Source organism: Gemella morbillorum, assembly GCF_900476045.1.
Taxonomy (GTDB): Bacteria; Bacillota; Bacilli; order Staphylococcales; family Gemellaceae; genus Gemella; species Gemella morbillorum.
The window spans coordinates 193,571-217,721 of record NZ_LS483440.1; the positions used below are offsets into that span (position 1 = coordinate 193,571).

The window sequence follows — 24,151 nt, forward strand, 5'->3', positions numbered from 1 at the left end:
AGGGGTAAGAAAGATGGTAGTAAACGAAAGAATAGCTCAATTAAGAGCGTTGATGGACAAAAACGGTATAGATGTTTATATGGTACCGACAGCCGATTTCCACAATAGTGAGTACGTAGGTGAACACTTTAAGGCACGTGCATTTATGAGTGGGTTTACAGGTTCAGCAGGTACGCTTGTTGTAACAAAAGACTTTGCGGGATTATGGACTGATGGTCGTTACTTCTTACAAGGTGAAAAACAATTGGCAGGTACTGTAGTTGAACTTCAAAAAATGGGGGAACCAGGTGTTCCTAAAATTGTAGATTTTGTTGTAGAAAATACACCTGAAAATGGTGTTGCAGGTTTCGATGGACGTGTTGTTATGTTTGGTGAAGGAAAAGAAATTGCAACAAAATTAAAACATAAAAATGCAACTGTAAAATATGAAGTTGATTTAGTAGATGAAATTTGGACAGATAGACCACCGTTGTCAGAAGCCCCAGCATTTTATTTAAACTTAGAACGCGCTGGGGAAACTGTTGCCAGTAAATTAGAGCGAGTTCGTAAAGAAATGAAAGAAGCAGGAGCTAATGTCCATGTAATTACAACTTTAGATGATATAGGTTGGTTATTAAATATTCGAGGTATGGATGTAGACTTCTTCCCATTATTATTAAGTTATGCGATAGTATACGAAGATAGAGTAGACTTATATGTAGATGAAAGAAAACTATCTGATGAAATTAAAGGACACTTAAAAGAGGATAATGTAGTTATTAAACCTTATAATGATGTATATGCAGATGTTAAGAAATTTACAGAAAAAGATGTAGTTCTAGTTGACCCAGCTCGTTTAAACTATGCTGCATTTAATAATATTCCTAAAGAAGTAACATTAGTTGAAAAGCGTAATCCTACGATCTTAATGAAAGCTATCAAAAATGAAGTAGAATTACAACATACAATTAGAGCGCACGTTAAAGATGGTGTTGCACATACTAAATTTATTTATTGGTTGAAACAATTAGTAAAACAAGGTATTAGTGAACAAGAAGATGAATTATCAGCTTCTGATAAACTTGTAGAATTCAGAAAAGAACAAGGAGGATTTATTTGCCCAAGCTTTGCACCAATTTGTGGTCATGCAGAAAATGGAGCTATTGTCCATTACTCTTCTACTGAAGAAACATCTATTCCACTGCGTCCTGGAACATTCTTCTTAACAGATACAGGTGGTCACTACGAAGAAGGATCAACTGATATTACACGTACTACGGCTATGGGCGAAGTAAGCGATCGTCTTAAAGAAGATTATACAAAAGTGTTACAATGTCACTTGCGTCTATCAAGACTTAAATTTATGGAAGGTGTTTGCGGAGCTAACGTAGACCTATTTGCTCGTGCACCATTATGGTATGGATACGAAAACTTTAACCATGGGACAGGACATGGTGTTGGGTACTTAGGAAATATTCACGAAGGACCACAGGGTATTCACTGGGGAATCTATCGTTCTGCAGAACCATTTAAACATGGTATGACTATGACTAATGAACCAGGATTGTACATTTCAGGATCTCATGGTATTCGTTTAGAAAATGAACTTATCATTAGAAATTCTGTGAAAAATGAATACGGTCAATTTATGGAATTCGAAGTTATGACATTTGTTCCTTGGGATTTAGAAGCTGTTGTTGTAGATATGCTTACAAGCGAAGATAAATATGAATTGAATAAATACCATGCAAAAGTATTTGAAGTTCTTTCTCCATACTTTGAAGGTGAAGAGTTAGAATGGTTAAAAGAAGCTACTCGCGCAGTCTAGTCGAATAGTAATTTATAAAGGAGGTTTCAAGATTTCTTGGAATCTCCTACTAATATATTGAAAAAAGTGTTATAATAGAATCGTAACTAAAATTTATTTAGTTTAACAAGTAGAAAGTGTTTCAATCTTAATGAAATTTATAAATAAAGGAGATTGTCTATGGATTTAAATACACAATTAAAAAATTATGCGAAACTTATTGCAAAAGTAGGTCTTAATGTTCAAAAAGATCAACCTGTTTTAGTAAGAGCTAGTACAGAAACTCGTGATTTTGTGGCAAAAATAGTGGAAGCTTGTTATGATCTTGGTGCGAAAAAGGTAGAGATAGAGTGGCGCGATCAAGAACTTACTAAATTACATCTTAAATATCAAAGTGAAGACACTTTAAGTAGTGTAGGTCAATGGTATATTGATAGATATCAAGAGAGTTTAGAAGAAGGAACAGCATATCTTTCTGTTATTGGAGATGATCCAGATGGATTAGCAGGAGCTGATAGTTCGAAACTGAAAGCATCAATGATAGGTCGCTCAAAGGCATTGCGTAATTATATGAAAGCAATTATGAGTGATGAGTGTCCATGGTGCGTTGTTAGTGCTTCTACTGTTGGATGGGCAAAACGTTTATTCCCAGAACTTACTGATGAAGAAGCGTATTTAAAACTTTGGGATCAAATTTTAAGTGCATGTCGTGCTAAAGGAGAAGATCCGGTAGCAGACTGGGAAGAACATATTAGTATTTTAGATGAGAAAGCTAAATTTTTACATGAAAATGAACTTGTAAAACTACATATTACAAATGAATTAGGAACAGATCTTTATGTAGGGCTTCCTAAAGGACATATTTGGCAAAGTGCAGGAAGTTATGCAAAAAAAGCTGACCGCTTTGTAGCTAATATCCCAACTGAAGAAGTATTTACTATGCCGCATAAAGAGCAAACTAGTGGTATTGTTTATAATGCTAAACCTTTAAATTACAGTGGTGTTTTAATAGATAACTTCTGGTTGAAATTTGAAGAAGGGAAAGTAGTAGACTTTGGAGCAGAACGTGGATATGATGTTCTTAAAAATCTATTAGATACAGACGAAGGTTCAAGAAAAATTGGAGAAATGGCACTAGTTCCATTTGATTCTCCAATTTCAAATACAGGGATTTTATTCTTGGAAACTTTATTTGATGAAAATGCAGCTTGCCATATCGCTTTAGGGAAAGCTTATCCTACTTGCGTGAAAGGTGGTCCTGAAATGAGTGACGAAGAACTTTCTGCTGTAGGTGCTAATGATAGTTTGATTCATGTTGACTTTATGATTGGAGAAGCTACAACAAATATTGTAGGAATAACAGCTGATGGAAAAGAAGTGGCTATCTTTAAAGATGGTAACTGGGCATAAGCATAAAAGAAGGTGGGAGCGAGAGACTCTTGCCTTTTATTCTTTGTAATTAGATTACAAAAAATAGAAATTATAAATATTTGCGAAAAACAAATAAATATGTGATAATAAATAATACTAATATGTAGGGGTGATTAAATGCGTTTGGATAAATTTTTAAAAGTATCGAGAATAATAAAAAGAAGGACGATTGCCAATGAAATTTCTTCAGAAGGGCATATAGCTATTAACGGAAAAAAGGCTAAGCCATCCAGTCCGTTAAAAGTAGGCGATCAGATTACTATTTATTTCGCAAAAAAAGAAGTTGTCTATGAAGTATTAGAATTAAAAGATAGTACAAAAAAAGAAGATGCAACTAAAATGTTTAAGGTGCTATCAGAAAAGGTGAGAGTAGAGTAATATGGCTACGCAAAACAATCAATTTCGAAAAGATGTTCTAAAAGCTAAGGCTAAGTACAGAAAGCGTCGAAAACTTCTTATTTTATCGGTTATGAGTATGGTTTTGGCAGTTACTTTGATTCAAACATATATGTATATTCGTGAGAAAAAGCAAATAAGTAATCAGCTTACAGAACAAAATAATACTATAGCGAAATTAGACAAAGAGAATAAAGTTAATGAATTAGTAATAGATAAATTGAAAGACCCCTATTTTATTTCTGATTTAGTAAGACAAGAATATGGACTTAGCTATAAAGGAGAAATAATATTCAATCTACCCTTACAAGAAAGTTTTTTACAGACAACAATAAAATCTATTATGGATGGCAATCTTCAAAAGGTTGAAGATAATCATGGAAGGATAGATGATAGTAAAATTCCTGAATTGTCAAAGGAAGATAAGGATAAAAAGACTTCTTCTGGGAAAGATAATAAATCTAAAAATAAAGATACTGATAATAAAGATGAAAAGAATACTTCTGAGCAAAATACAACAAGACAAACGACAAATCCAAATCCAAATAATCAAAGAGGTAATAGAGGTTAAGTTTCTATAACCTCTTTTTTATTTGAAAATAATACAGTATAACGTAACCTTGTATAATAGAAACAAATATTTGAGAAAAAGAGGTTAAAGTGCTAAAATATAGTTAATAAAATTAAATTCGGAGGAAATTATGAATAAATATGAAGGGGATGCATTGCATACCGATTTATACCAAATTAATATGGGGTATGCCTACTTTAAAGATGGAGTGCATGAAAGAAAAGCTTATTTTGATGTTTACTTTAGAAAAATACCTTTCGGTGGCGGATATGCAGTTTTTGCTGGTCTTGAAAAAGTAGTTGAATATTTAAATTCATTTGAATTTACTGACGGTGACATTGAATATTTAGCCGGATTAGGGTATGAAGACTCTTACTTGCAATACTTAAAACAGATGAAGTTTACCGGTAGTATTCGTTCAGTACGAGAAGGTGAGATTGTTTTTGGCAATGAACCATTGATTCGTGTTGAAGCACCGTTGATTCAGGCTCAAATAATAGAAACAGCGATTTTAAATATAGTTAATTATCAAATATTGATTGCGACAAAAGCTGCAAGAATAAAACATTTATGTCCTAATGAACCTTGTATGGAGTTTGGAACACGTCGCGCGCATGAATTTGATGCTGCGGTATGGGGAGCGCGTGCAGCTATTATAGGTGGATTTGATTCAACAAGTAATGTGAAAGCTGCGAAATTATTTGGAATTCCATGTAGCGGAACTCATGCCCATTCTTTTGTTCAAGCCTATGAAGATGAAAAAGTGGCATTTAAAAAGTATGCAGCAGCGCATAAAGATTGCTATTTCTTAGTTGATACTTACGATACTTTGCGTTCAGGGATACCAACTGCAATAGAAGTAGCTGATGAATTGAAAGATAAAATTAATTTCCTTGGTATTCGTTTAGATTCTGGAGATATAGCTTATTTGTCAAAAGAAGCAAGAAAGATGCTTGATGCGGCAGGATACCCTAATGCTAAAGTGGTAGCGTCTAATGATTTAGATGAAGCTACAATTACTCATTTAAAACAAGAAGGTGCTAGAATAGATGCTTGGGGAATAGGGACTAAGCTGATTACAGCTTATGATAATCCTGCGCTAGGTGCGGTATACAAATTAGCTTGTTTGGAAGACGAGAATGGTAATATGGTAGATAGATTAAAAGTGTCAGAAAACCCTGGTAAATTGACTATTCCTGGTATTAAAAGAGTATATAGAATAATAAATAAAGAAAATGGTATGGCAGCAGGGGATTATATCGCATTAGAATCTGAAGATGTTAGTAAGGAGAAAAGTATAAAACTATTCCACCCTACTCATACATATTTAGAAAAAGAAGTTGAGAATTTTGAAGCGAGAGACTTGCATGTTGATGTTTTCAAAGATGGTCGACAAGTCTATGCTATCCCTAGTGTTCAAGAAAGCGCACAATACTTCAAAGAAAATAAAAAAACATTATGGAATGAATATTTGAGACTATTAAATCCGGAATTTTATCCTGTGGATTTAAGTACGAAATGTTGGGAAAATAGAAATAATATTTTACGAAAAGTAACTAAAAAACAAAATTAGTAGGTGGAATTATGAGTTTGCAACAGGAAATTATCGCCAGATTAAGATGTAAACCGGAGATAAATGTAGATGAAGAAATACGTTTAACTATAAACTTTTTAAAAGACTACATTAAAAAGAATAGTTTTGTGAAAAGTTTAGTATTAGGTATTTCTGGAGGGCAAGACTCTACGTTATGTGGAAAACTTTGTCAGATGGCGATGACAGAACTTAGAGAAGAAACAGGTGAAGATTATAAGTTTATAGCTGTTCGTTTGCCTTATGGAACGCAATTTGATGAAGATGACTGTAATGATGCGTTGAAATTTATTGGACCTGATAAGGTGTATACTGTAAATATAAAAAAAGCTGTAGATGCTAGTGTTGAATCTCTAAAAGACGCAGGTGTGATAATAACAGACTTCGCCAAAGGCAATGAAAAAGCTAGAGAAAGAATGAAAGTTCAATATTCTATAGCAACCATGAATAGTGGAATTGTTGTCGGTACAGATCATGCAGCAGAAGCTATAACGGGTTTTTATACTAAATATGGCGATGGTGGAGCAGATATTATGCCGTTGTATAGATTAAATAAGCGTCAAGGAAAAGCATTGCTGAAAAAATTAGGATGTCCAGAACATCTATATCTTAAAAAACCAACTGCAGATTTAGAAGAAGAAAGACCAGCTCTAGAAGACGAGGTAGCGCTAGGGGTAAGCTATGATAATTTAGATGATTATTTAGAGGGGAAAAAAGTCCCAGAAGAAATAGCGAAAATAATAGAAGGTCATTATCTAAAATCAGAACACAAACGAAATATGCCTGTTACAGTATTTGATTTCTACAATATATAGAAGAAAAAAATAATAATATTATAAAATTGCTGGATAAAAGATACTTGTTCAGCAATTTTGTTTTCTGCTAAGCTAAATATTTCTATATAAGGTTTCGAAGAAAACGAACAATTACAAAATTTAAAAAGGTGAATGTTAATAAAATAAGAAAAGCTATTGACAAAAAAGAAAAGAGATGATAAAATAATAACCATCTTCTACTTTAACAGAACAACTTAAAATTATATTTAGTGGTAAGGTTAAGAAGTTGAAAAACCACCTTGACAAAGGGGAAAGTAGATGATAGAATAGGAAAAGTCTTGAAGAAAGACGAAGTCATTTTAAAATAAGTTAAAAAAAGTTTGAAAAAACTATTGACAAAAAAAAATAAAAATGATAAGATATAAAAGTTGCTAACGCAACAAACTTGAACATTGAAAACTAAACGAATTAAGTCAACGTTAATTCCAAAAAGGACAGTTTTGAAAAGAAACTATAAAACTTTTTAAAGAGCTAATCAAGCTAAACAATTATTTGGAGAGTTTGATCCTGGCTCAGGACGAACGCTGGCGGCGTGCCTAATACATGCAAGTCGAGCGAAGTTTTTCTGGTGCTTGCACTAGAAAAACTTAGCGGCGAACGGGTGAGTAACACGTAAAGAACCTGCCTCATAGACTGGGACAACTATTGGAAACGATAGCTAATACCGGATAACAGTATTTCTCGCATGAGAGATATTTAAAAGTTGGTTATGCTAACACTATGAGATGGCTTTGCGGTGCATTAGCTAGTTGGTGGGGTAAAGGCCCACCAAGGCGACGATGCATAGCCGACCTGAGAGGGTGATCGGCCACACTGGGACTGAGACACGGCCCAGACTCCTACGGGAGGCAGCAGTAGGGAATCTTCCGCAATGGGCGAAAGCCTGACGGAGCAACGCCGCGTGAGTGAAGAAGGATTTCGGTTCGTAAAGCTCTGTTGTTAGGGAAGAATGGATATGTAGTAACTATACATGTAAGAGACGGTACCTAACCAGAAAGCCACGGCTAACTACGTGCCAGCAGCCGCGGTAATACGTAGGTGGCAAGCGTTGTCCGGAATTATTGGGCGTAAAGCGCGCGCAGGTGGTTTAATAAGTCTGATGTGAAAGCCCACGGCTCAACCGTGGAGGGTCATTGGAAACTGTTAAACTTGAGTGCAGGAGAGAAAAGTGGAATTCCTAGTGTAGCGGTGAAATGCGTAGAGATTAGGAGGAACACCAGTGGCGAAGGCGGCTTTTTGGCCTGTAACTGACACTGAGGCGCGAAAGCGTGGGGAGCAAACAGGATTAGATACCCTGGTAGTCCACGCCGTAAACGATGAGTGCTAAGTGTTGGTCTCATAAGAGATCAGTGCTGCAGCTAACGCATTAAGCACTCCGCCTGGGGAGTACGACCGCAAGGTTGAAACTCAAAGGAATTGACGGGGACCCGCACAAGCGGTGGAGCATGTGGTTTAATTCGAAGCAACGCGAAGAACCTTACCAAGTCTTGACATACTGTGAGGACACAAGAGATTGTGTTGTTCTGACCTTTGGTTAGACACAGATACAGGTGGTGCATGGTTGTCGTCAGCTCGTGTCGTGAGATGTTGGGTTAAGTCCCGCAACGAGCGCAACCCTTATATCTAGTTGCCAGCAGTAAGATGGGGACTCTAGATAGACTGCCAGTGATAAACTGGAGGAAGGTGGGGATGACGTCAAATCATCATGCCCCTTATGACTTGGGCTACACACGTGCTACAATGGATAGGAACAAAGAGAAGCGAGCTCGCGAGAGTCAGCCAACCTCATAAAACTATTCTCAGTTCGGATTGTAGTCTGCAACTCGACTACATGAAGCTGGAATCGCTAGTAATCGCGAATCAGAATGTCGCGGTGAATACGTTCCCGGGTCTTGTACACACCGCCCGTCACACCACGAGAGTTTGTAACACCCGAAGACGGTGGCCTAACCTTTAAGGAGGGAGCCGGTCACGGTGGGACAGATGATTGGGGTGAAGTCGTAACAAGGTAGCCGTATCGGAAGGTGCGGCTGGATCACCTCCTTTCTAAGGATAAGGAATACGTTGGCAATTCGTTTAGTTTTGAGTGTTCAAGGAATACTCAAGCACAATGAAAACTGAATATATATATTAGATCAAAGATAATTTTCTATAAGTAAAGAAACAGATTTACAAAACCGAGAAAAAAGTAAGTAAGTTGAAAAACTTATTCACAAGAGTTCAAGGAAGAAGAACGAAGCGTAAAAGCTACACACGATTAAGTAGTAAAGGGCGCACGGAGGATGCCTTGGCACTAGGAGCCGAAGAAGGACGTGACAAACGACGAAACGCTACGGGGAGCTGTAAGTAAGCAAAGATCCGTAGATATCCGAATGGGGGAACCCACCGCTTTTAAAAGGGCGGTACGCGAAAGCGAGGTAACGCAGGGAACTGAAACATCTAAGTACCTGCAGGAAGAGAAAGAAAAATCGATTTCCTAAGTAGCGGCGAGCGAAAGGGAAAGAGCCCAAACCAATGTGCATGCATATTGGGGTTGTAGGACTCTCAACAAAGCGTATGACGAAGTATAGTAGAACAATTTGGAAAGATAGACCATAGAAGGTAAAAGTCCTGTATACGAAATGCTAAGTTGGCGTGAGAGAGCACCTGAGTACGGCGGAACACGAGGAATTCCGTCGGAATCTACCAGGACCATCTGGTAAGGCTAAATACTACCTAGTGACCGATAGTGAACCAGTACCGTGAGGGAAAGGTGAAAAGAACCCCGGGAGGGGAGTGAAAGAGAACCTGAAACCGTGTGCTTACAAGTAGTCAGAGCCCTTTAGGGGGTGATGGCGTGCCTTTTGTAGAATGAACCGGCGAGTTACTTTATCATGCGAGGTTAAGTGGAAGACATGGAGCCGAAGCGAAAGCGAGTCTTAATAGGGCGAAATAGTATGATGGAGTAGACCCGAAACCAAGTGATCTACCCATGGCCAGGTTGAAGTTTAGGTAACACTGAATGGAGGACCGAACCAGGACACGTTGAAAAGTGTTTGGATGAGCTGTGGGTAGCGGAGAAATTCCAATCGAACTTGGAAATAGCTGGTTCTCTCCGAAATAGCTTTAGGGCTAGCCTCGTTGTGAGTTTACTGGAGGTAGAGCACTGTTTGGACTAGGGGCCCATCCCGGGTTACCGAATTCAGACAAACTCCGAATGCCAGATAAATATCAACGGGAGTCAGACTGCGGGTGATAAGGTTCGTAGTCGAAAGGGAAACAGCCCAGACCGCCAGCTAAGGTCCCAAATTGTATGTTAAGTGGAAAAGGATGTGATGATGCACAGACAACCAGGATGTTGGCTTAGAAGCAGCCACCATTTAAAGAGTGCGTAATAGCTCACTGGTCGAGTGACATCGCGCCGAAAATGTACCGGGGCTAAACATACAACCGAAGCTGCGGATATAACTAATGTTATATGGTAGGAGAGCGTTCTAACATCATAGAAGCTGAGCTGGAAGGCGAGGTGGAGAGGTTAGAAGTGAGAATGCCGGTGTGAGTAGCGAAAGATAGGTGAGAATCCTATCCACCGAAAGACTAAGGTTTCCAGAGGAAGGCTCGTCCGCTCTGGGTAAGTCGGGACCTAAGGTGAAGCCGATAGGTGAAGCCGATGGACAACAGGTAGAAATTCCTGTACCACCAAATATCGATTGAGAGAAGTGGGGACAGAGGAGGCTAATTGATCGTCCTGATGGAATAGGACGTCTAAGCACAAAGGTTGAGTAGTAGGCAAATCCGCTGCTCATAAGACTGAAGTGTGATGGGGAGCGAAATTAAAGTAGCGAAGTCAATGAAGCCAAACTCTCAAGAAAAGCCGCTATCGAGATAAGAGGTGCCCGTACCGCAAACCGACACAGGTAGTTGGGAAGAGAATTCTAAGGTGAGCGAGAGAACCATCGTTAAGGAACTCGGCAAAATGACCCCGTAACTTCGGGAGAAGGGGTGCCTACGAGAGTAGGCCGCAGTGAATAGGCCCAAGCGACTGTTTAACAAAAACACAGGTCTCTGCAAAACCGAAAGGTGAAGTATAGGGGCTGACGCCTGCCCGGTGCTGGAAGGTTAAGAGGAGTGCTTAGGAGAAATCCGAAGGTATGAATTGAAGCCCCAGTAAACGGCGGCCGTAACTATAACGGTCCTAAGGTAGCGAAATTCCTTGTCGGGTAAGTTCCGACCCGCACGAAAGGCGTAACGATTTGGGCACTGTCTCAACGATGGACTCGGTGAAATCATAGTACCTGTGAAGATGCAGGTTACCCGCGACAGGACGGAAAGACCCCATGGAGCTTTACTGTAGCTTGATATTGAATTTTGATGCAGTATGTACAGGATAGGTAGGAGCCTAAGAATCATGCACGCCAGTGTATGAGGAGGCGCTGTTGGGATACTACCCTTGCTGTATTGAAATTCTAACCCTCGGCAAAGACCGGGAGACAGTGTCAGGTGGGCAGTTTGACTGGGGCGGTCGCCTCCCAAAGAGTAACGGAGGCGTTCAAAGGTTCCCTCAGAATGGTTGGAAATCATTTGCAGAGTGTAAAGGCACAAGGGAGCTTGACTGTGAGACTTACAAGTCGAGCAGGTGCGAAAGCAGGACTTAGTGATCCGGTGGTTCCGCATGGAAGGGCCATCGCTCAACGGATAAAAGCTACCCTGGGGATAACAGGCTTATCTCCCCCAAGAGTCCACATCGACGGGGAGGTTTGGCACCTCGATGTCGGCTCATCGCATCCTGGGGCTGTAGTCGGTCCCAAGGGTTGGGCTGTTCGCCCATTAAAGCGGTACGCGAGCTGGGTTCAGAACGTCGTGAGACAGTTCGGTCCCTATCCGTCGTGGGCGTAGGAAATTTGAGAGGAGCTGTCCTTAGTACGAGAGGACCGGGATGGACGTATCAATGGTGTACCAGTTGTCACGCCAGTGGCATAGCTGGGTAGCTAAATACGGAAGGGATAAGAGCTGAAAGCATCTAAGCATGAAGCCCCCCTCGAGATGAGATTTCCCACGGATATTAAGACCCCTTGAAGACGACAAGGAGAATAGGTTAGGAGTGTAAGTGTGGTAACACATGTAGCTGACTAAAACTAATAGGTCGAGGACTTAATCAAGTGAAGTTCTGAAAAATTTGTTGACAAGAGAAGAAAAGATGATATAATATATGTATGAAGTTTTCGTCTGGTGGCGATAGCGAAGAGGACACACCTGTACCCATACCGAACACAGAAGTTAAGCTCTTTAGCGTCGAATGTAGTTGGGTTTACGCCCAGCAAGACTAGAACGTTGCCAGGCAATTTCGGAGGTTTAGCTCAGCTGGGAGAGCACTTGCCTTACAAGCAAGGGGTCAGCGGTTCGATCCCGTTAACCTCCACCATTTATGCCGGCCTAGCTCAGTTGGTAGAGCAACTGACTTGTAATCAGTAGGTCGGGGGTTCAAGTCCTCTGGCCGGCACCATTTAAATTTAGAGCCATTAGCTCAGTTGGTAGAGCATTTGACTTTTAATCAAAGGGTCGAAGGTTCGAGTCCTTCATGGCTCACCATTCTTTTGCGGGTGTGGCGGAATTGGCAGACGCACTAGACTTAGGATCTAGCGCCTCACGGCGTGGGGGTTCGACTCCCTTCACCCGCACCATTCTAGTATTCGCGAAAGTAGTTCAGGGGTAGAACATCACCTTGCCAAGGTGAGGGTCGCGGGTTCAAATCCCGTCTTTCGCTCCAATAGTTAATATAGTGCCGGGGTGGCGGAACTGGCAGACGCACAGGACTTAAAATCCTGCGGTAGCAATACCGTACCGGTTCGATTCCGGTCCTCGGCACCATTATATTAGCGCCCATAGCTCAATTGGATAGAGCGTTTGACTACGGATCAAAAGGTTAGGGGTTCGACTCCTCTTGGGCGCGCCATTTAAAAACCTCGGGAAGTAGCTCAGCTTGGTAGAGCACTTGGTTTGGGACCAAGGGGTCGCAGGTTCGAATCCTGTCTTCCCGACCATTGAAAATAATTTATTATGGGGCCTTAGCTCAGCTGGGAGAGCGCCTGCTTTGCACGCAGGAGGTCAGCGGTTCGATCCCGCTAGGCTCCACCATTTTAAATTGAATTTAAGCCTTTATTGGCGGCGTAGCTCAGCTGGCTAGAGCGTACGGTTCATACCCGTAAGGTCGGGGGTTCGATCCCCTCTGCCGCCACCAATAATGTTTAGTGAATTCTAAAGGAACACGGACTCTTAGCTCAGTTGGTTAGAGCTATCGGCTCATAACCGATCGGTCGCAGGTTCGAGTCCTGCAGAGTCCACCATATCAAGGAGGAATACCCAAGTCCGGCTGAAGGGATCGGTCTTGAAAACCGACAGGAGTGTAAAAGCTCGCAGGGGTTCGAATCCCCTTTCCTCCTCCATTTTTATTATCGCGGGATGGAGCAGTCTGGCAGCTCGTTGGGCTCATAACCCAAAGGTCGATGGTTCAAATCCATCTCCCGCAATTTTTTATATTAGGTCCCGTGGTGTAGCGGTTATCACGCCTGCCTGTCACGCAGGAGATCGCGGGTTCGATTCCCGTCGGGACCGCCATTTTTTTATGTAAAAATTAATACTTGCCTCGATAGCTCAGTTGGTAGAGCAATGGATTGAAGCTCCATGTGTCGGCAGTTCGACTCTGTCTCGAGGCACCATGTTGCCGGCCTAGCTCAGTTGGTAGAGCAACTGACTTGTAATCAGTAGGTCGGGGGTTCAAGTCCTCTGGCCGGCATTTTTTTATATAGGGAAGATAGCGAAGAGGCTAAACGCGGCGGACTGTAAATCCGCTCCTTAGGGTTCAGTGGTTCGAATCCACTTCTTCCCACCATTTAGGGACGTAGTTTAACGGTAGAACAAAGGTCTCCAAAACCTTTGGTGTGGGTTCGATTCCTGCCGTCCCTGTTTAGAGTGATGTAATCTTTTAGGATTACATCTTTTTTTATTCAATAAATTATATTTTAAAATTAAATATATAGTCCAAATTGTAGTCAAGGAGAATAAATAACCTCTCCTTGACTATTTTTATTACCTTAAAATTTAGTAAATTAGGGAAATAATCCTAAGAATGCAATGTAATTAAGCCTTAGTAGATAAAATTTATTGGGAAATATTTTTGACAAACAAACATATATATGTTATTGTATTAGTGTAATGTTTACTAATAGGAGGTAAAATATGATAGAAAGTGTAAAACCATTTAGTAAATTATATGATTTGACACATAGAGCTGAAAAAGTTGGTATTTCAGATGATGATGTCTTACGAGAAATATTAGTAGATAAAATAGTACCAAATAAATATCAACCACGACACGAATTTACAGAAGAAAAAATAAAAGAACTTGCAGAATCTATTAAACAAAACGGCTTATTACAATCCATTACGGTTAGGGATATAGGGAATGGATTTTATGAGTTAATAGCTGGCGAACGTCGCCTTCGCGCTATAAAATACTTACAGCATGCAACTACTAAAGCTATAGTAAAAGAATTAACTGAAGAACAAATGGCGACACTAGCGCTTATTGAAAATATTCAACGAGAAGAGCTTACACCGATTGAAGAAGCACATGCTTATCAAGAGTTATTACGTATAAATAAATTAACACAAGATGAACTTGCTAAATCATTAGGTAAAACCCAGGCGACAGTTGCTAATAAACTGCGTTTATTAAAATTAAGTAAAAAAGTAATAGAAGCAATTAATTCGAAAAAGATAACAGAGCGTCACGGACGAGCAATGGTAAAATTAGATGAATCTGCTCAAGAAAAGATTTTATCACAAATTTTATCACAAAATTTAAACGTCTCGCAAACAGAAGAAAAAATAGATACATATTTAAAAATCAAAAAAGATGTTAAACCTGTATCTACAAATGCTAATTACGATGCACAGAAATTAGTAATTAAATTAACAAAAGAAATAGCAAAATTAGAAGAAAAATATGGAATAGATTTAAATAAAGAGGAAGAAGAAAATATGGAAAATATAGTTATAAAAGTAACTATTCCTCGTTATTTGAAGAAAGAGGAGAACGATGAAAATTTTAGCGATATGTAACCAAAAAGGTGGGGTTGGAAAAACTACGACTTCAATAAACTTAGCAGCATCTTTGGCACATCTCAAAAAGAAAGTGTTGCTTATAGATACTGATCCACAAGCCAATGCTACTAGCGGTGTTGGAATTGACAAAGCAGGTTTAGAACAATCTATCTATAATATTTTAGTAGATGAGGTTGATATTAATAACGTTATTATAAAAACTGCTTATGAGAATTTAGATATTGTTCCATCTAGTATTGCTTTAGCAGGTGCGGAGGTAGAATTAGTATCTGCGATTAGCCGTGAACAACGCATGAAAAATGCAATAGCAGATATAAAAGAAAAATATGACTACATAATAATAGATTGTCCACCATCATTGGGATTAATCACTTTAAATTCACTTACGGCTGCTGATGGGGTTATTATCCCTGTTCAAACAGAGTATTATGCTCTTGAAGGTCTTAGCCAACTGATGAATACATTTAATATAGTACGTAAACATCTTAATTCTAGATTGGATATATTTGGAGTATTGCTTACAATGACAGATAGCCGTACAAATATTTCTAATCAAGTAGGCGAGCAAGTGCGTGAGCATTTCAAAGGAAAAGCATTTGAAACAGTTATCTCTAGAACAGTTCGTCTAAGTGAAGCGCCGAGTTTTGGGGAACCAATTATAGAATACGCGAAAAATTCTAATGGAGCAAAACAATATTTATCATTAGCTAAAGAGGTGATTGAACGTGGTTAAAAAGTCAGGGAAAGGATTGGGACGTGGACTAGATGCTATTTTTGCTACTGAACATATAGAGTTAGTAGAAGATAGTGATAAAGTAGTGGATATTCCTCTGGAAGAAATCAAAAAAAATCCATATCAACCACGTACAGTTTTCAACGAAGAAAAATTGAATGAATTAAAAGATTCTATCGAAAAGAATGGATTATTACAGCCGATAGTTGTTAAAAACGCAGTAAAAGGATATTATATTATTGCTGGAGAACGACGCTTCCGTGCTTTTGAGCTTTTAGGTAAAAAAACTATACCAGCTATTATAAAAGAGATGAGCGACGAAGAGATGATGATTTTCGCCGTTCTAGAAAATTTACAACGTGAAGATTTATCGTCGTTAGAAGAAGCAGAAAGTTATAAAAATCTAATGGACAAGATGGACCTTACTCAAGAAGAGCTTGCTAAAAAACTTGGGAAAAGCCGTCCATATATAGCTAATAGCCTACGCCTTTTGAAATTGCCAGCAGAAATAAAAGCAGAACTAGAAAAAGGCATAATTAGCGCTGCGCATGCAAGAACATTATTAGCGCTTAAAACTAAAAAGGCTATGATTGAAGTGTGTAATCGCGTTAAAGAACGTCAGATGTCTGTTCGTGAACTAGAAGAGTATATTAATAATCTGACTAAACCTAAAACGACTAAAAAAGTAAAAGCGAAAGATATTTTTATAGAAGAACAAGAAAATATCTTAAAAAAACGTCTTGGAACAGTTGTTACGATTAAACAAAATCGTAATAAAAAGGGTAAAATAGAAATAGAATTTAAAGATAATGATGAATTCGAAAGAATTGTAGCATTATTTAAGGACTAGCGTATGAATTTTATTAATGAAAAAATTTTAAAAATATTCAATAATGTTGATCTTTGGATTAAACTCTTAGAAAAAACACTATTAATAATTGCGATAATTATAGTGGCAACTATAGGCGTAAAAATCCTAAACAAAATTATAGATTATATAATGACAACAAGGGACAATGCCAACAAAAAATTCAACATTAAGTTTAATGAAAAAAGATCAGAGACTCTGCTTAAACTTGTAAAAAGTGCGGTTAGATACACGGTCTACTTTATTGCTTTCTTCCAAATTTTAGCAATTGTGGGAATAAACACAACTAGCATTGTTGCCAGTGCAGGGATAGCTTCTGTTGCTATTGGTTTTGGTGCGCAAAATTTAGTAAAAGATATTATTTCTGGATTTTTTATAATTCTTGAAGGACAGTTTGATGTCGGAGATAATGTAAAAATTTATAATCAAGCGGCATTTATTGCGGAAGGAAGTGTCCTTTCTCTTGGATTACGTTCAACAAAAATTCGCTCTAAAGGTGGAGAGATTTATTTTATTCCTAATGGTACAATTAATCAAGTTATTAATTACTCATTGACTTATAATCTAGCAATCTGTGAGTTTCCAATTAATATAGAAACAACAATAGAGGATTTAGAAAATGAAGTCCAAAGTATCCTTGATTTTGCTAATAACAATGACGCTTATAAATCTTATTTATACAAACATGATAAGTTAAGGTTAGATGCAATTGACAAGATAGAAGATAATATAGCTTATATAACAATTGTCGGTAAGGCAAAAGCAGGAAAAAATTCAAGCATAGAAACTATGTTACGTCGAGATTTTTATAATGTTTTCAAAGATAGGCTTAAAGGAAAAGATGAGAAATAGGAGGAAAGAAGTATGGATTATGGCTTAGGTGATATAGTAGAGATGAAAAAGCAACATCCATGCGGTACAAATAGATGGGAAATCACACGCATGGGAGCAGATATTAAAATAAAATGTCTAAAGTGTGATAATAATATTATGATGCCAAGACGAGATTTTAATAAAAAAATAAAAAAAATAATTGAGAAAAAATCGGAATAGATTTTTAGCAATGAACAACTTAGCTAATAAAGCTAGGTTGTTTATTTTTTAATTTAGAGTAATTATTCCCGTGTCTTCATTAAAAATAACTTTTAAGTAAACTTTAATTATAGATTAAAGTATATGTAAAGTAGCAATACTATAATATAGTTATACCAAAACTTAATAATATTTTTTTTCATAATATATGGCTCGCCAATTGGCGAGCCGTTCTCCTTTTTTAGACACTTTAATTAAATGCTTTTTATTAATCTTACTTCAATTCCATTAGGATCTTTTATAAATATAGCATCCTCAGTTTCTTTTCTTATAGTAGTATTAGTTGCTTTAATATTTTGAATAAGCTTTAGATATTCATCTTTATCTGCTACGATAATTTCGAAATAAGCTAATCCAGGAAAATCTTTTTGCCTATCATTCAAGTTATTACCTGCCCAATTATTTACAGCAAGATGATGATGATAATCTCCATGAGCAATCCAACTTGCAGATGGTACGGTAAATTTATCTAAAAAGTTTAAAACATTTTGATAAAATGCAGATGATACTTTAGAATCACGAACACTTAGGTGAATATGTCCGATAATAGTGTCAGCGGGTAATTCATATGGGGAGATAGTTTTAGAGATATCAAGTAAATGGTCTGCATCTAATCTCTCGGTAATGCCGACGATAGTTCCATCAGGGCGTCTATCCCAAAAACTTTCGTCTTTATCATAGTATACTTCAATACCATTTCCTTCAGCGTCACTTAGATAAATAGCATTAGAATAGCCGTGGTCAGCCCCACCTTCCAGCCTAGTTTTTGACGTTACAAAATGTTTAAGAATATCTGCTAAATCTTGTTCAGTTGGAACTAGGTATGCAATATGGTATAATCCGTAAGAATTCACAAATTTATGAGCAGTTTTTTGCAGTTTAAGAAGCGGAGTTTTATTTGAAGTACCTAAAAGAACGAAGTCCTTATCTTCTTCCAACACCGTCATTCCCATTGTATGTCTATAAAAATTAGTTTGTTTTTCCAAATCTTGAACATTAAGGCTTGCGATACCAAGTTTAATATTTGAGTTGTAGTTTTTCATTATTAAGCACCGTCCTAACAATTTATTAGATATATTTATATCTTACAATATAGTTTACCCACTAAACTATATTTTGTAAAGTACGCAATTTTAGAATAGTTAGTATCATTTTAGATACTAATGGATAAAATTAATTATAATTTGCAAAAAATAATTCAAATAATATAATATTAAATGCTAAGTTATAGTTTTTATGTTATAATATGATAGTTGAGTAGGCGAAGGCCTAAATTTTCAAGAAAAATAAAGAAGATTTGTTTTTCGTATATATAAATAATAAAGAGAAAAGGAGTGATTAATACTATGGCATTAACAGCCGGAATAGTAGGATTACCAAACGTAGGGAAAAGTACACTTTTCAATGCAATAACGAAAGCAGGAGCATTAGCAGCAAACTATCCATTCGCAACAATTGATCCAAATGTTGGGATTGTAGAAGTACCTGATCATAGATTAAATAAATTAACAGAATTAGTAGAACCGAAAAAAACAGTACCGACATCATTCGAATTTACTGATATCGCTGGTATTGTAAAAGGTGCATCAAAAGGTGAAGGACTAGGAAATAAATTTTTAAGTCATATCCGTGAAGTAGATGCAATTTGCCAAGTTGTTAGATGTTTTGAAGATGAAAATATTACACACGTTGCAGGTGGCGTAGATCCATTATATGATATTGAAGTAATTAACTTAGAGTTGATTTTAGCTGACCTTGAAAGTGTAGAAAAACGCATAGGACGTGTCGAAAAGCAAGCCAAACAAAAAGACAAAGATGCTATGGCTGAGTTTGGAGTATTATCAAAAGTGCGTGATATTCTTAAAGAAGAAAAACCAGCGCGTCTTTTAGAATTAGATAAAGAAGAGCAAAAAATCGCTAAAAATCTACACCTATTAACTATGAAGCCGATGCTTTATGTAGCAAACGTTAGTGAAGATGATTTGCTAGACGTTGACGCTAATAAACACGTAGCAAGTGTTCGCGAATTTGCAGCAAACGAAGGAAGTCAAGTAATCGTAGTTTGTGCGAAAATTGAAGAAGAGATGGCGTCTCTTGAAGACGAAGAAAAAGCAATGTTCTTAGAAGAATTAGGAATTGATGAAAGTGGTCTTGATAAACTTATTAAAGCAAGTTATAGTTTATTAGGTCTTGCGACATACTTTACTGCTGGTGTTCAAGAAGTACGTGCTTGGACTTTCAAAAAAGGAATGTTAGCGCCAGAATGTGCTGGAATTATTCACTCTGATTTTGAACGTGGATTTATTCGTGCAGAAACTGTAAGTTACGATGATTTATTAGAATATGGAAGCATGGTAAAAGCAAAAGAAGCTGGACGTGTTCGTCTTGAAGGAAAAGAATACGAAGTTAAAGATGGCGATATAATGCTATTTAGATTTAATGTATAGGAAAAACAAAAAAATAGGAATAATCTTAAAGTTTTAAAAAACTTTAAGATTATTTTTATAATGATAGGGAGAATAGTTGGATTAAAAACAATATTTTTGAAATATTAAGATGGATATTTTTCAGAATACATATATGTTTATAATAAAAATATTGATTTTTTTAAAGAAAAATGATAGAATTGAGTTGTTGTATGCCTCGATAATAAACTGTAATTTAAACTTACAAGGTATGTATTGCGTGAATAGTGTTTGTAGAAGAGTAAAAAAAGAGTAAAATAGCTAGCAATTTAATTATAAAAATACTATAAAGTACAGTTAAATATGAAAAAATTATAAAAATAAAGTGGGCGATAGATATAGTTAAGAAATGGAGAAAAATATATGAGAAAAAAACTTAAACAAACAATTACAATTGGTACAGTTTTAGCTGGGAGTGTATTATTAGTAAATGTTCCAGAAGCAAAAGCAAATGAAACGACAGAATCAACATCTACAACCCCTGATAGTGAATTAATTATAAAAACTAAAGAAGGGAAAACTACTGAAAAAGATGTTGAAGTGGCGAAAGTACAATCAGATACGGCGAAAGAAAGAACAGATGCTTTAACTGAAACTGTTGCAGAGAAAACAGACAAAGTTAAATCGGCAGAAGAAAAAGTTTCAAAAGTAGAATCAACTAAAAAAGCGTCAGAGTCTGTAACACCTGAAAAAATCAAAGAGTTAGAATCTGAAACTACAAAAACAACTACAGAAAAAGCAGCTAAAGAAAAAGAACTAGTAAACAAACAAGAAGATTTAAAAGCTAAACAAGCAGATTTAAATACCGAGAAACAAGGTTTAGAAACTGCGAAGACTAGTATTCAAGACAAAAAAGCTAAAGCAGATGAATTAAGAGGTAAAATCAAAGAGTTAGCTCCTAGTCTTAAAGAATTAGAAGATAAAAAAGCTGAAAAAGTAGAACTTGAGCAAAAAGTTAAAGATTTAACAAAAGCACAAGAAGAAAAAACAGACGCGTTAAAAGTTGCAAAAGAAAAAGACAAAACTATTTCTGATGAAAAAGTTAAAGCTACTGCGGATATGAATCAACAAAAAGAAGTATTAGCTAAAGCTAAAACTGATGAGCAAACTGCTAAAGAAAAAGAAACAGAAGCTAAAACTAACTTAGAATCTAATAGTAGATTATTTAAATACGCTCTAAAAGAAGCTAAATTAGCACCTGAGTTTGTGGAAGGTTACAAAAAATATCGAAGAAATGAAATCACACTTGAAGAACTAAAAGCTATTGAATTAGAAGTATTAGAAAAATACAAAAAAGAGAACTATTTCTTTGAAGATGATAAAAATGGTGATGAAACAGTTGATGTTAATAACTTATCTGAAAAAGATAAAGAAGAATTTTCACAATACTTCGTATACTTATTAAATCAAGTACGTGCACAGTTCGGATTAGAACCACGTAGAGTTAATAAAAATACTCAAAAATTAGCTGATGATATAGCTAAATACTCTCGCACATCAAATTACCAAGAAATGGGGCATGATAAAGAAAGTATTAAGAAAGCAGCTAAAGAACACGGATTACAAGAAGGTCAATTTTATGAGAATTTAACTACTACTTCAGAAATGGTAAATGAACAAGGTAGCATTCGTACAAAACGTGAAATTTTCCACGATATTCGTAATTCAATTTTCGATTTCTTCTATGAAGGAAATCTTAATGGCCATTACAGACATGCAGAATCATTATTAGAAAACGTCCCTACTACGGCTGTTAACTTTTCATATAAAGAATTAATTGACGATGAAGGTGATAAAGTATACCATTTACGATTCCACGTTGTTAGTGTAGCTTTATCAACTGTTCGTGATAAAGCTACAGCAGAAGCAAGATTTGGTAAAACATCTAAAGATAACTTAGAACCATTAAAAGTACCTAGTCAAGCTGAATTACAACAAGCTTACGACAAAGCGAAAACTGAAGCTGAAGCAAAAGCTGAACAAGTTAAAGTTGAACAAGCTAAATATGATGCTTTAGTTAACAAAGTAAAATCTTATGATAATGTAGTACCATCTAGTCCACAAGCACAAGCAGAGTTAGATGCCGTAAATACAGAATTAGATAAAGCACAACAAGAACTAAAAGCTGTTGTTGATACTATTAAAACTTTAGAAGATAAAAAAGCTATTGCTGATGAAAAAGTTAGACAATTACAAGGTCAATTTAATACATTAACTAACGAAATCAAAGCACTAGAAGATAATTTAGTAGCTAAAGAACAAGCTGTTCGTAATGCTGAAGCTAAAGTAGAAGAAGCTAAAACAGAAATTGCTAATTTAACTAGTGATATTCAATCACTTACTGATAAATTAGCGAACTTAGAAAGAGAACACACTTCTGCGTTAGAATTACGTGCTAAATACGATAAAATCGAAAAAGATTTAGAAATAGCTAAGGAAGAACTTGCGTTAGCCAAGGAAGAATTGGATTTAGAAAAAGAAAAATTAAAAGGTGCTAATACAAAAGCAAAACTTGCATATGATAAATATATAGCAATCAAAAAACAACATGAGTTAGAAAAATTAACATATGCGGTTACTAAAGATACACCGGTATTAGAAAAACTAGAGTTTCACTTTGAAATACCAAAGGATGCACCAGTGTTGGAAAAACCAGAGTTTGATATTAAATCATTAAATAAACCAACAAAACCATTAAATTCAACAAATTCAACATCGGTAGTAGAAAAAGGAACTTCTAAGACTGAAAAAGGAGCTACTCTACCGAAAACAGGTGAAAATAGTAAATCATCAGTAGCTGTAGGATTAATGGTATTAGTTGCTTCATTAGTGCTAAAACGCCGAAAAGCAAAATAGTTATAATAATAATCAGAGTCTAGAAAAATCTAGGCTCTTTTTTATTGTTTTACTGAATATATTTTGTGATATAATATAAAAAGAACTAGAGAAAAATTGTAGAGAAGAGGGATTAATATGTTTTTACGTTTTTTCCATAATCCGTTACTTTTAGCGAAGTTAGCTTGGTATGAGTATTTGATAAAAGGAAATAAGAAGCAAAGCACGGCTGAATATAAAATAAAAAGAATTATTCAAGATGTTACAGGTGAGAAAATAGATGATATAGTAGTCTATAATTGTGGTCTATCGACTCCCAAACTTGCAAAAAATGGTTTTCAAGCAACAGCTATTTATTTGGAGAAGTACAATGAACTGTTGGTAATTTTTCGAGGAACCGAGCTTGATGATATGAGTGATTGGTTTTACAATTATACAGGAATAGTTTCAGGAGAGAATACTAGTCAGATTGATTCTGCATTTGCATTTTTGAAATTTCTTAAGAAAAAGATACCTAATTTTGATACATGCTATAAAGTTGCAGCTGGTCATTCTTTAGGTGGTCATTTGGCTATAACAGTAGAATTATTAAGAAAAACTTTTCAGCGAGTTTATACTTATAATACGGCGTTACCACAATTAAAACAACTACGTAAATATGATAAAAGATATAATAAGAAGTTAGAAGAATACTTTTTAGAAAAAGATTTAGAAGAGACAAATAAACTTCAAGAATTTACCGAGAATTATTATGCTAAAGATGCACATCATATTTATAATTATCTAAGAAAAAATGATTTTGTTCAATCGCTAAATATGACAGTAGGGACATTTAATGTAGGAAAAACTATAGAATTTCCTCCTGTATTAAAAACATTTGTTCCCCCAGAAGATTTTTTAACCGAAGAAGATACATACGAATTGGATAGAATTTTTGGAGATTTTTATAATAGGTTATTAGAAAAAGGATTTACTCCAGATTTAGTAAAGGAAAAGGAAAAAGAAATTGCTGATGAATTTGTTGCATTTTTAATTTCTGAGATAAAAGATCCTATACAAAACCAGGTAACAAGCTTGCGTCGTTGGACCAATAAAGAAGAAGGAAATGAAAATATAAAAAAAGCGTATCGTACTTTTAAGGCGGTTTATAATTATATGTTATACCTTGCCCATTCTGGCATTATTTTAGAAGATGTTATAAATAATGAAGATGGAAAGAGAGCTCAATCAATGTTTGAAGAAGCTTTAGGTGGTGGGGCGGTAACTAGCTTTAAGAAATTAATAAAACCACTGCAAGAATTTTATACGTTAACCAAAGCAATATATACGATAACTCATGCGAAAGAGTTAGATGATATTGAAGGTTGGGCAGAAGTTGCTGATGCACATGATTTAACAGCTATGTATGATGTATTAGAAGGATAGAAGTAAAAAAGAAAGACCT

General features: G+C 36.3%; 15 protein-coding genes, 18 tRNA genes and 3 rRNA genes. 35 read left to right on the forward strand and 1 reads right to left on the reverse strand.

The genetic code is table 11. From position 1 onward, the window contains the following. Positions 1–13 precede the first annotated feature (13 nt). From DQN46_RS00840 to DQN46_RS00995, 32 genes are all read left to right on the forward strand, one after another. Positions 14–1,807, forward strand: coding sequence for an aminopeptidase P family N-terminal domain-containing protein (locus tag DQN46_RS00840; RefSeq protein ID WP_004634120.1), 1,794 nt, complete (start codon positions 14–16; stop codon positions 1,805–1,807). 159 nt (positions 1,808–1,966) lie between these two features. After that, positions 1,967–3,196: an aminopeptidase gene (locus DQN46_RS00845; RefSeq protein ID WP_004634122.1), complete on the forward strand. Its 1,230-nt coding sequence runs from the start codon at positions 1,967–1,969 to the stop codon at positions 3,194–3,196. 138 nt (positions 3,197–3,334) lie between these two features. Further along, a complete protein-coding gene (locus DQN46_RS00850) occupies positions 3,335–3,595 on the forward strand; it encodes an RNA-binding S4 domain-containing protein (protein ID WP_004634124.1) in 261 nt (86 codons plus the stop codon). A gap of 1 nt (position 3,596) precedes the next feature. Further along, positions 3,597–4,184, forward strand: coding sequence for an FtsB family cell division protein (locus DQN46_RS00855; protein WP_004634126.1), 588 nt, complete (start codon positions 3,597–3,599; stop codon positions 4,182–4,184). Between the two features lie 130 nt (positions 4,185–4,314). Beyond that, on the forward strand, positions 4,315–5,757 hold the full coding sequence (locus tag DQN46_RS00860; protein WP_004634128.1) for a nicotinate phosphoribosyltransferase: 1,443 nt from the start codon (positions 4,315–4,317) through the stop codon (positions 5,755–5,757). Positions 5,758–5,768: 11 nt separating this feature from the next. Next, positions 5,769–6,590, forward strand: coding sequence for an ammonia-dependent NAD(+) synthetase (nadE, locus tag DQN46_RS00865; RefSeq protein ID WP_004634130.1), 822 nt, complete (start codon positions 5,769–5,771; stop codon positions 6,588–6,590). Positions 6,591–7,100: 510 nt separating this feature from the next. Beyond that, positions 7,101–8,657 (forward strand): 16S ribosomal RNA (locus DQN46_RS00870). Positions 8,658–8,866: 209 nt separating this feature from the next. Continuing rightward, positions 8,867–11,749: ribosomal RNA gene (locus DQN46_RS00875) — 23S ribosomal RNA — on the forward strand. Positions 11,750–11,815: 66 nt separating this feature from the next. Next, positions 11,816–11,930: ribosomal RNA gene (gene rrf, locus DQN46_RS00880) — 5S ribosomal RNA — on the forward strand. Together the 16S, 23S and 5S rRNA genes with 18 tRNA genes alongside form the textbook arrangement of a ribosomal RNA operon. A 6-nt stretch (positions 11,931–11,936) precedes the next feature. Further along, positions 11,937–12,012, forward strand: a tRNA-Val gene (locus tag DQN46_RS00885). Between the two features lie 5 nt (positions 12,013–12,017). Next, positions 12,018–12,093: transfer RNA gene (locus DQN46_RS00890), tRNA-Thr, on the forward strand. Between the two features lie 10 nt (positions 12,094–12,103). Next, positions 12,104–12,179: transfer RNA gene (locus tag DQN46_RS00895), tRNA-Lys, on the forward strand. 7 nt (positions 12,180–12,186) lie between these two features. After that, a tRNA-Leu gene (locus DQN46_RS00900) sits at positions 12,187–12,271 on the forward strand. 11 nt (positions 12,272–12,282) lie between these two features. Next, positions 12,283–12,357 (forward strand) — tRNA-Gly (locus tag DQN46_RS00905). Positions 12,358–12,371: 14 nt separating this feature from the next. Then, positions 12,372–12,458, forward strand: a tRNA-Leu gene (locus tag DQN46_RS00910). Between the two features lie 8 nt (positions 12,459–12,466). Next, a tRNA-Arg gene (locus DQN46_RS00915) sits at positions 12,467–12,543 on the forward strand. Positions 12,544–12,554: 11 nt separating this feature from the next. Then, positions 12,555–12,631 (forward strand) — tRNA-Pro (locus DQN46_RS00920). Positions 12,632–12,649: 18 nt separating this feature from the next. Next, positions 12,650–12,725, forward strand: a tRNA-Ala gene (locus DQN46_RS00925). Between the two features lie 26 nt (positions 12,726–12,751). Next, positions 12,752–12,828 (forward strand) — tRNA-Met (locus DQN46_RS00930). 29 nt (positions 12,829–12,857) lie between these two features. Next, a tRNA-Ile gene (locus tag DQN46_RS00935) sits at positions 12,858–12,934 on the forward strand. A gap of 6 nt (positions 12,935–12,940) precedes the next feature. Continuing rightward, positions 12,941–13,033 (forward strand) — tRNA-Ser (locus DQN46_RS00940). Positions 13,034–13,043: 10 nt separating this feature from the next. After that, positions 13,044–13,117, forward strand: a tRNA-Met gene (locus DQN46_RS00945). Between the two features lie 12 nt (positions 13,118–13,129). Beyond that, a tRNA-Asp gene (locus DQN46_RS00950) sits at positions 13,130–13,205 on the forward strand. Between the two features lie 25 nt (positions 13,206–13,230). Next, positions 13,231–13,306 (forward strand) — tRNA-Phe (locus tag DQN46_RS00955). Positions 13,307–13,310: 4 nt separating this feature from the next. Then, a tRNA-Thr gene (locus DQN46_RS00960) sits at positions 13,311–13,383 on the forward strand. 12 nt (positions 13,384–13,395) lie between these two features. Continuing rightward, positions 13,396–13,479 (forward strand) — tRNA-Tyr (locus tag DQN46_RS00965). A 3-nt stretch (positions 13,480–13,482) separates the two neighbouring features. Beyond that, positions 13,483–13,553: transfer RNA gene (locus tag DQN46_RS00970), tRNA-Trp, on the forward strand. A 273-nt stretch (positions 13,554–13,826) separates the two neighbouring features. Then, a complete protein-coding gene (locus DQN46_RS00975; RefSeq protein WP_004633349.1) occupies positions 13,827–14,711 on the forward strand; it encodes a ParB/RepB/Spo0J family partition protein in 885 nt (294 codons plus the stop codon). Continuing rightward, positions 14,689–15,447 (forward strand): ParA family protein, encoded by a 759-nt coding sequence (locus DQN46_RS00980; RefSeq protein ID WP_004633347.1) that lies wholly within the window; start codon positions 14,689–14,691, stop codon positions 15,445–15,447. Before DQN46_RS00975 ends, DQN46_RS00980 begins: the two co-directional genes overlap by 23 nt. After that, positions 15,440–16,297, forward strand: a complete 858-nt coding sequence (locus DQN46_RS00985; protein WP_004633345.1) for a ParB/RepB/Spo0J family partition protein — start codon at positions 15,440–15,442, stop codon at positions 16,295–16,297. Before DQN46_RS00980 ends, DQN46_RS00985 begins: the two co-directional genes overlap by 8 nt. 3 nt (positions 16,298–16,300) lie before the next feature. Next, positions 16,301–17,167, forward strand: coding sequence for a mechanosensitive ion channel family protein (locus DQN46_RS00990; protein WP_004633343.1), 867 nt, complete (start codon positions 16,301–16,303; stop codon positions 17,165–17,167). 12 nt (positions 17,168–17,179) lie between these two features. Then, on the forward strand, positions 17,180–17,368 hold the full coding sequence (locus tag DQN46_RS00995) for a DUF951 domain-containing protein (protein WP_004633341.1): 189 nt from the start codon (positions 17,180–17,182) through the stop codon (positions 17,366–17,368). Between the two features lie 233 nt (positions 17,369–17,601). Here DQN46_RS00995 and DQN46_RS01000 read toward each other — a convergent pair whose 3' ends face one another. Then, positions 17,602–18,450 carry a VOC family protein gene (locus DQN46_RS01000; RefSeq protein ID WP_004633338.1) on the reverse strand — a complete coding sequence of 283 codons (849 nt, stop codon included), beginning with the start codon at positions 18,448–18,450 and terminating at the stop codon, positions 17,602–17,604. A 303-nt stretch (positions 18,451–18,753) separates the two neighbouring features. Here DQN46_RS01000 and ychF point away from each other — a divergent pair, with 303 nt between their 5' ends. From ychF to DQN46_RS01015, 3 genes are all read left to right on the forward strand, one after another. Beyond that, entirely contained in the window at positions 18,754–19,854 is a 1,101-nt protein-coding gene (gene ychF / locus DQN46_RS01005) for a redox-regulated ATPase YchF (protein WP_111742676.1), read from the forward strand. A gap of 381 nt (positions 19,855–20,235) precedes the next feature. Further along, entirely contained in the window at positions 20,236–22,728 is a 2,493-nt protein-coding gene (locus tag DQN46_RS01010; RefSeq protein ID WP_111742677.1) for an SEC10/PgrA surface exclusion domain-containing protein, read from the forward strand. A 117-nt stretch (positions 22,729–22,845) separates the two neighbouring features. Next, positions 22,846–24,132, forward strand: coding sequence for a DUF6792 domain-containing protein (locus tag DQN46_RS01015; protein ID WP_111742678.1), 1,287 nt, complete (start codon positions 22,846–22,848; stop codon positions 24,130–24,132). Positions 24,133–24,151: the final 19 nt, after the last annotated feature.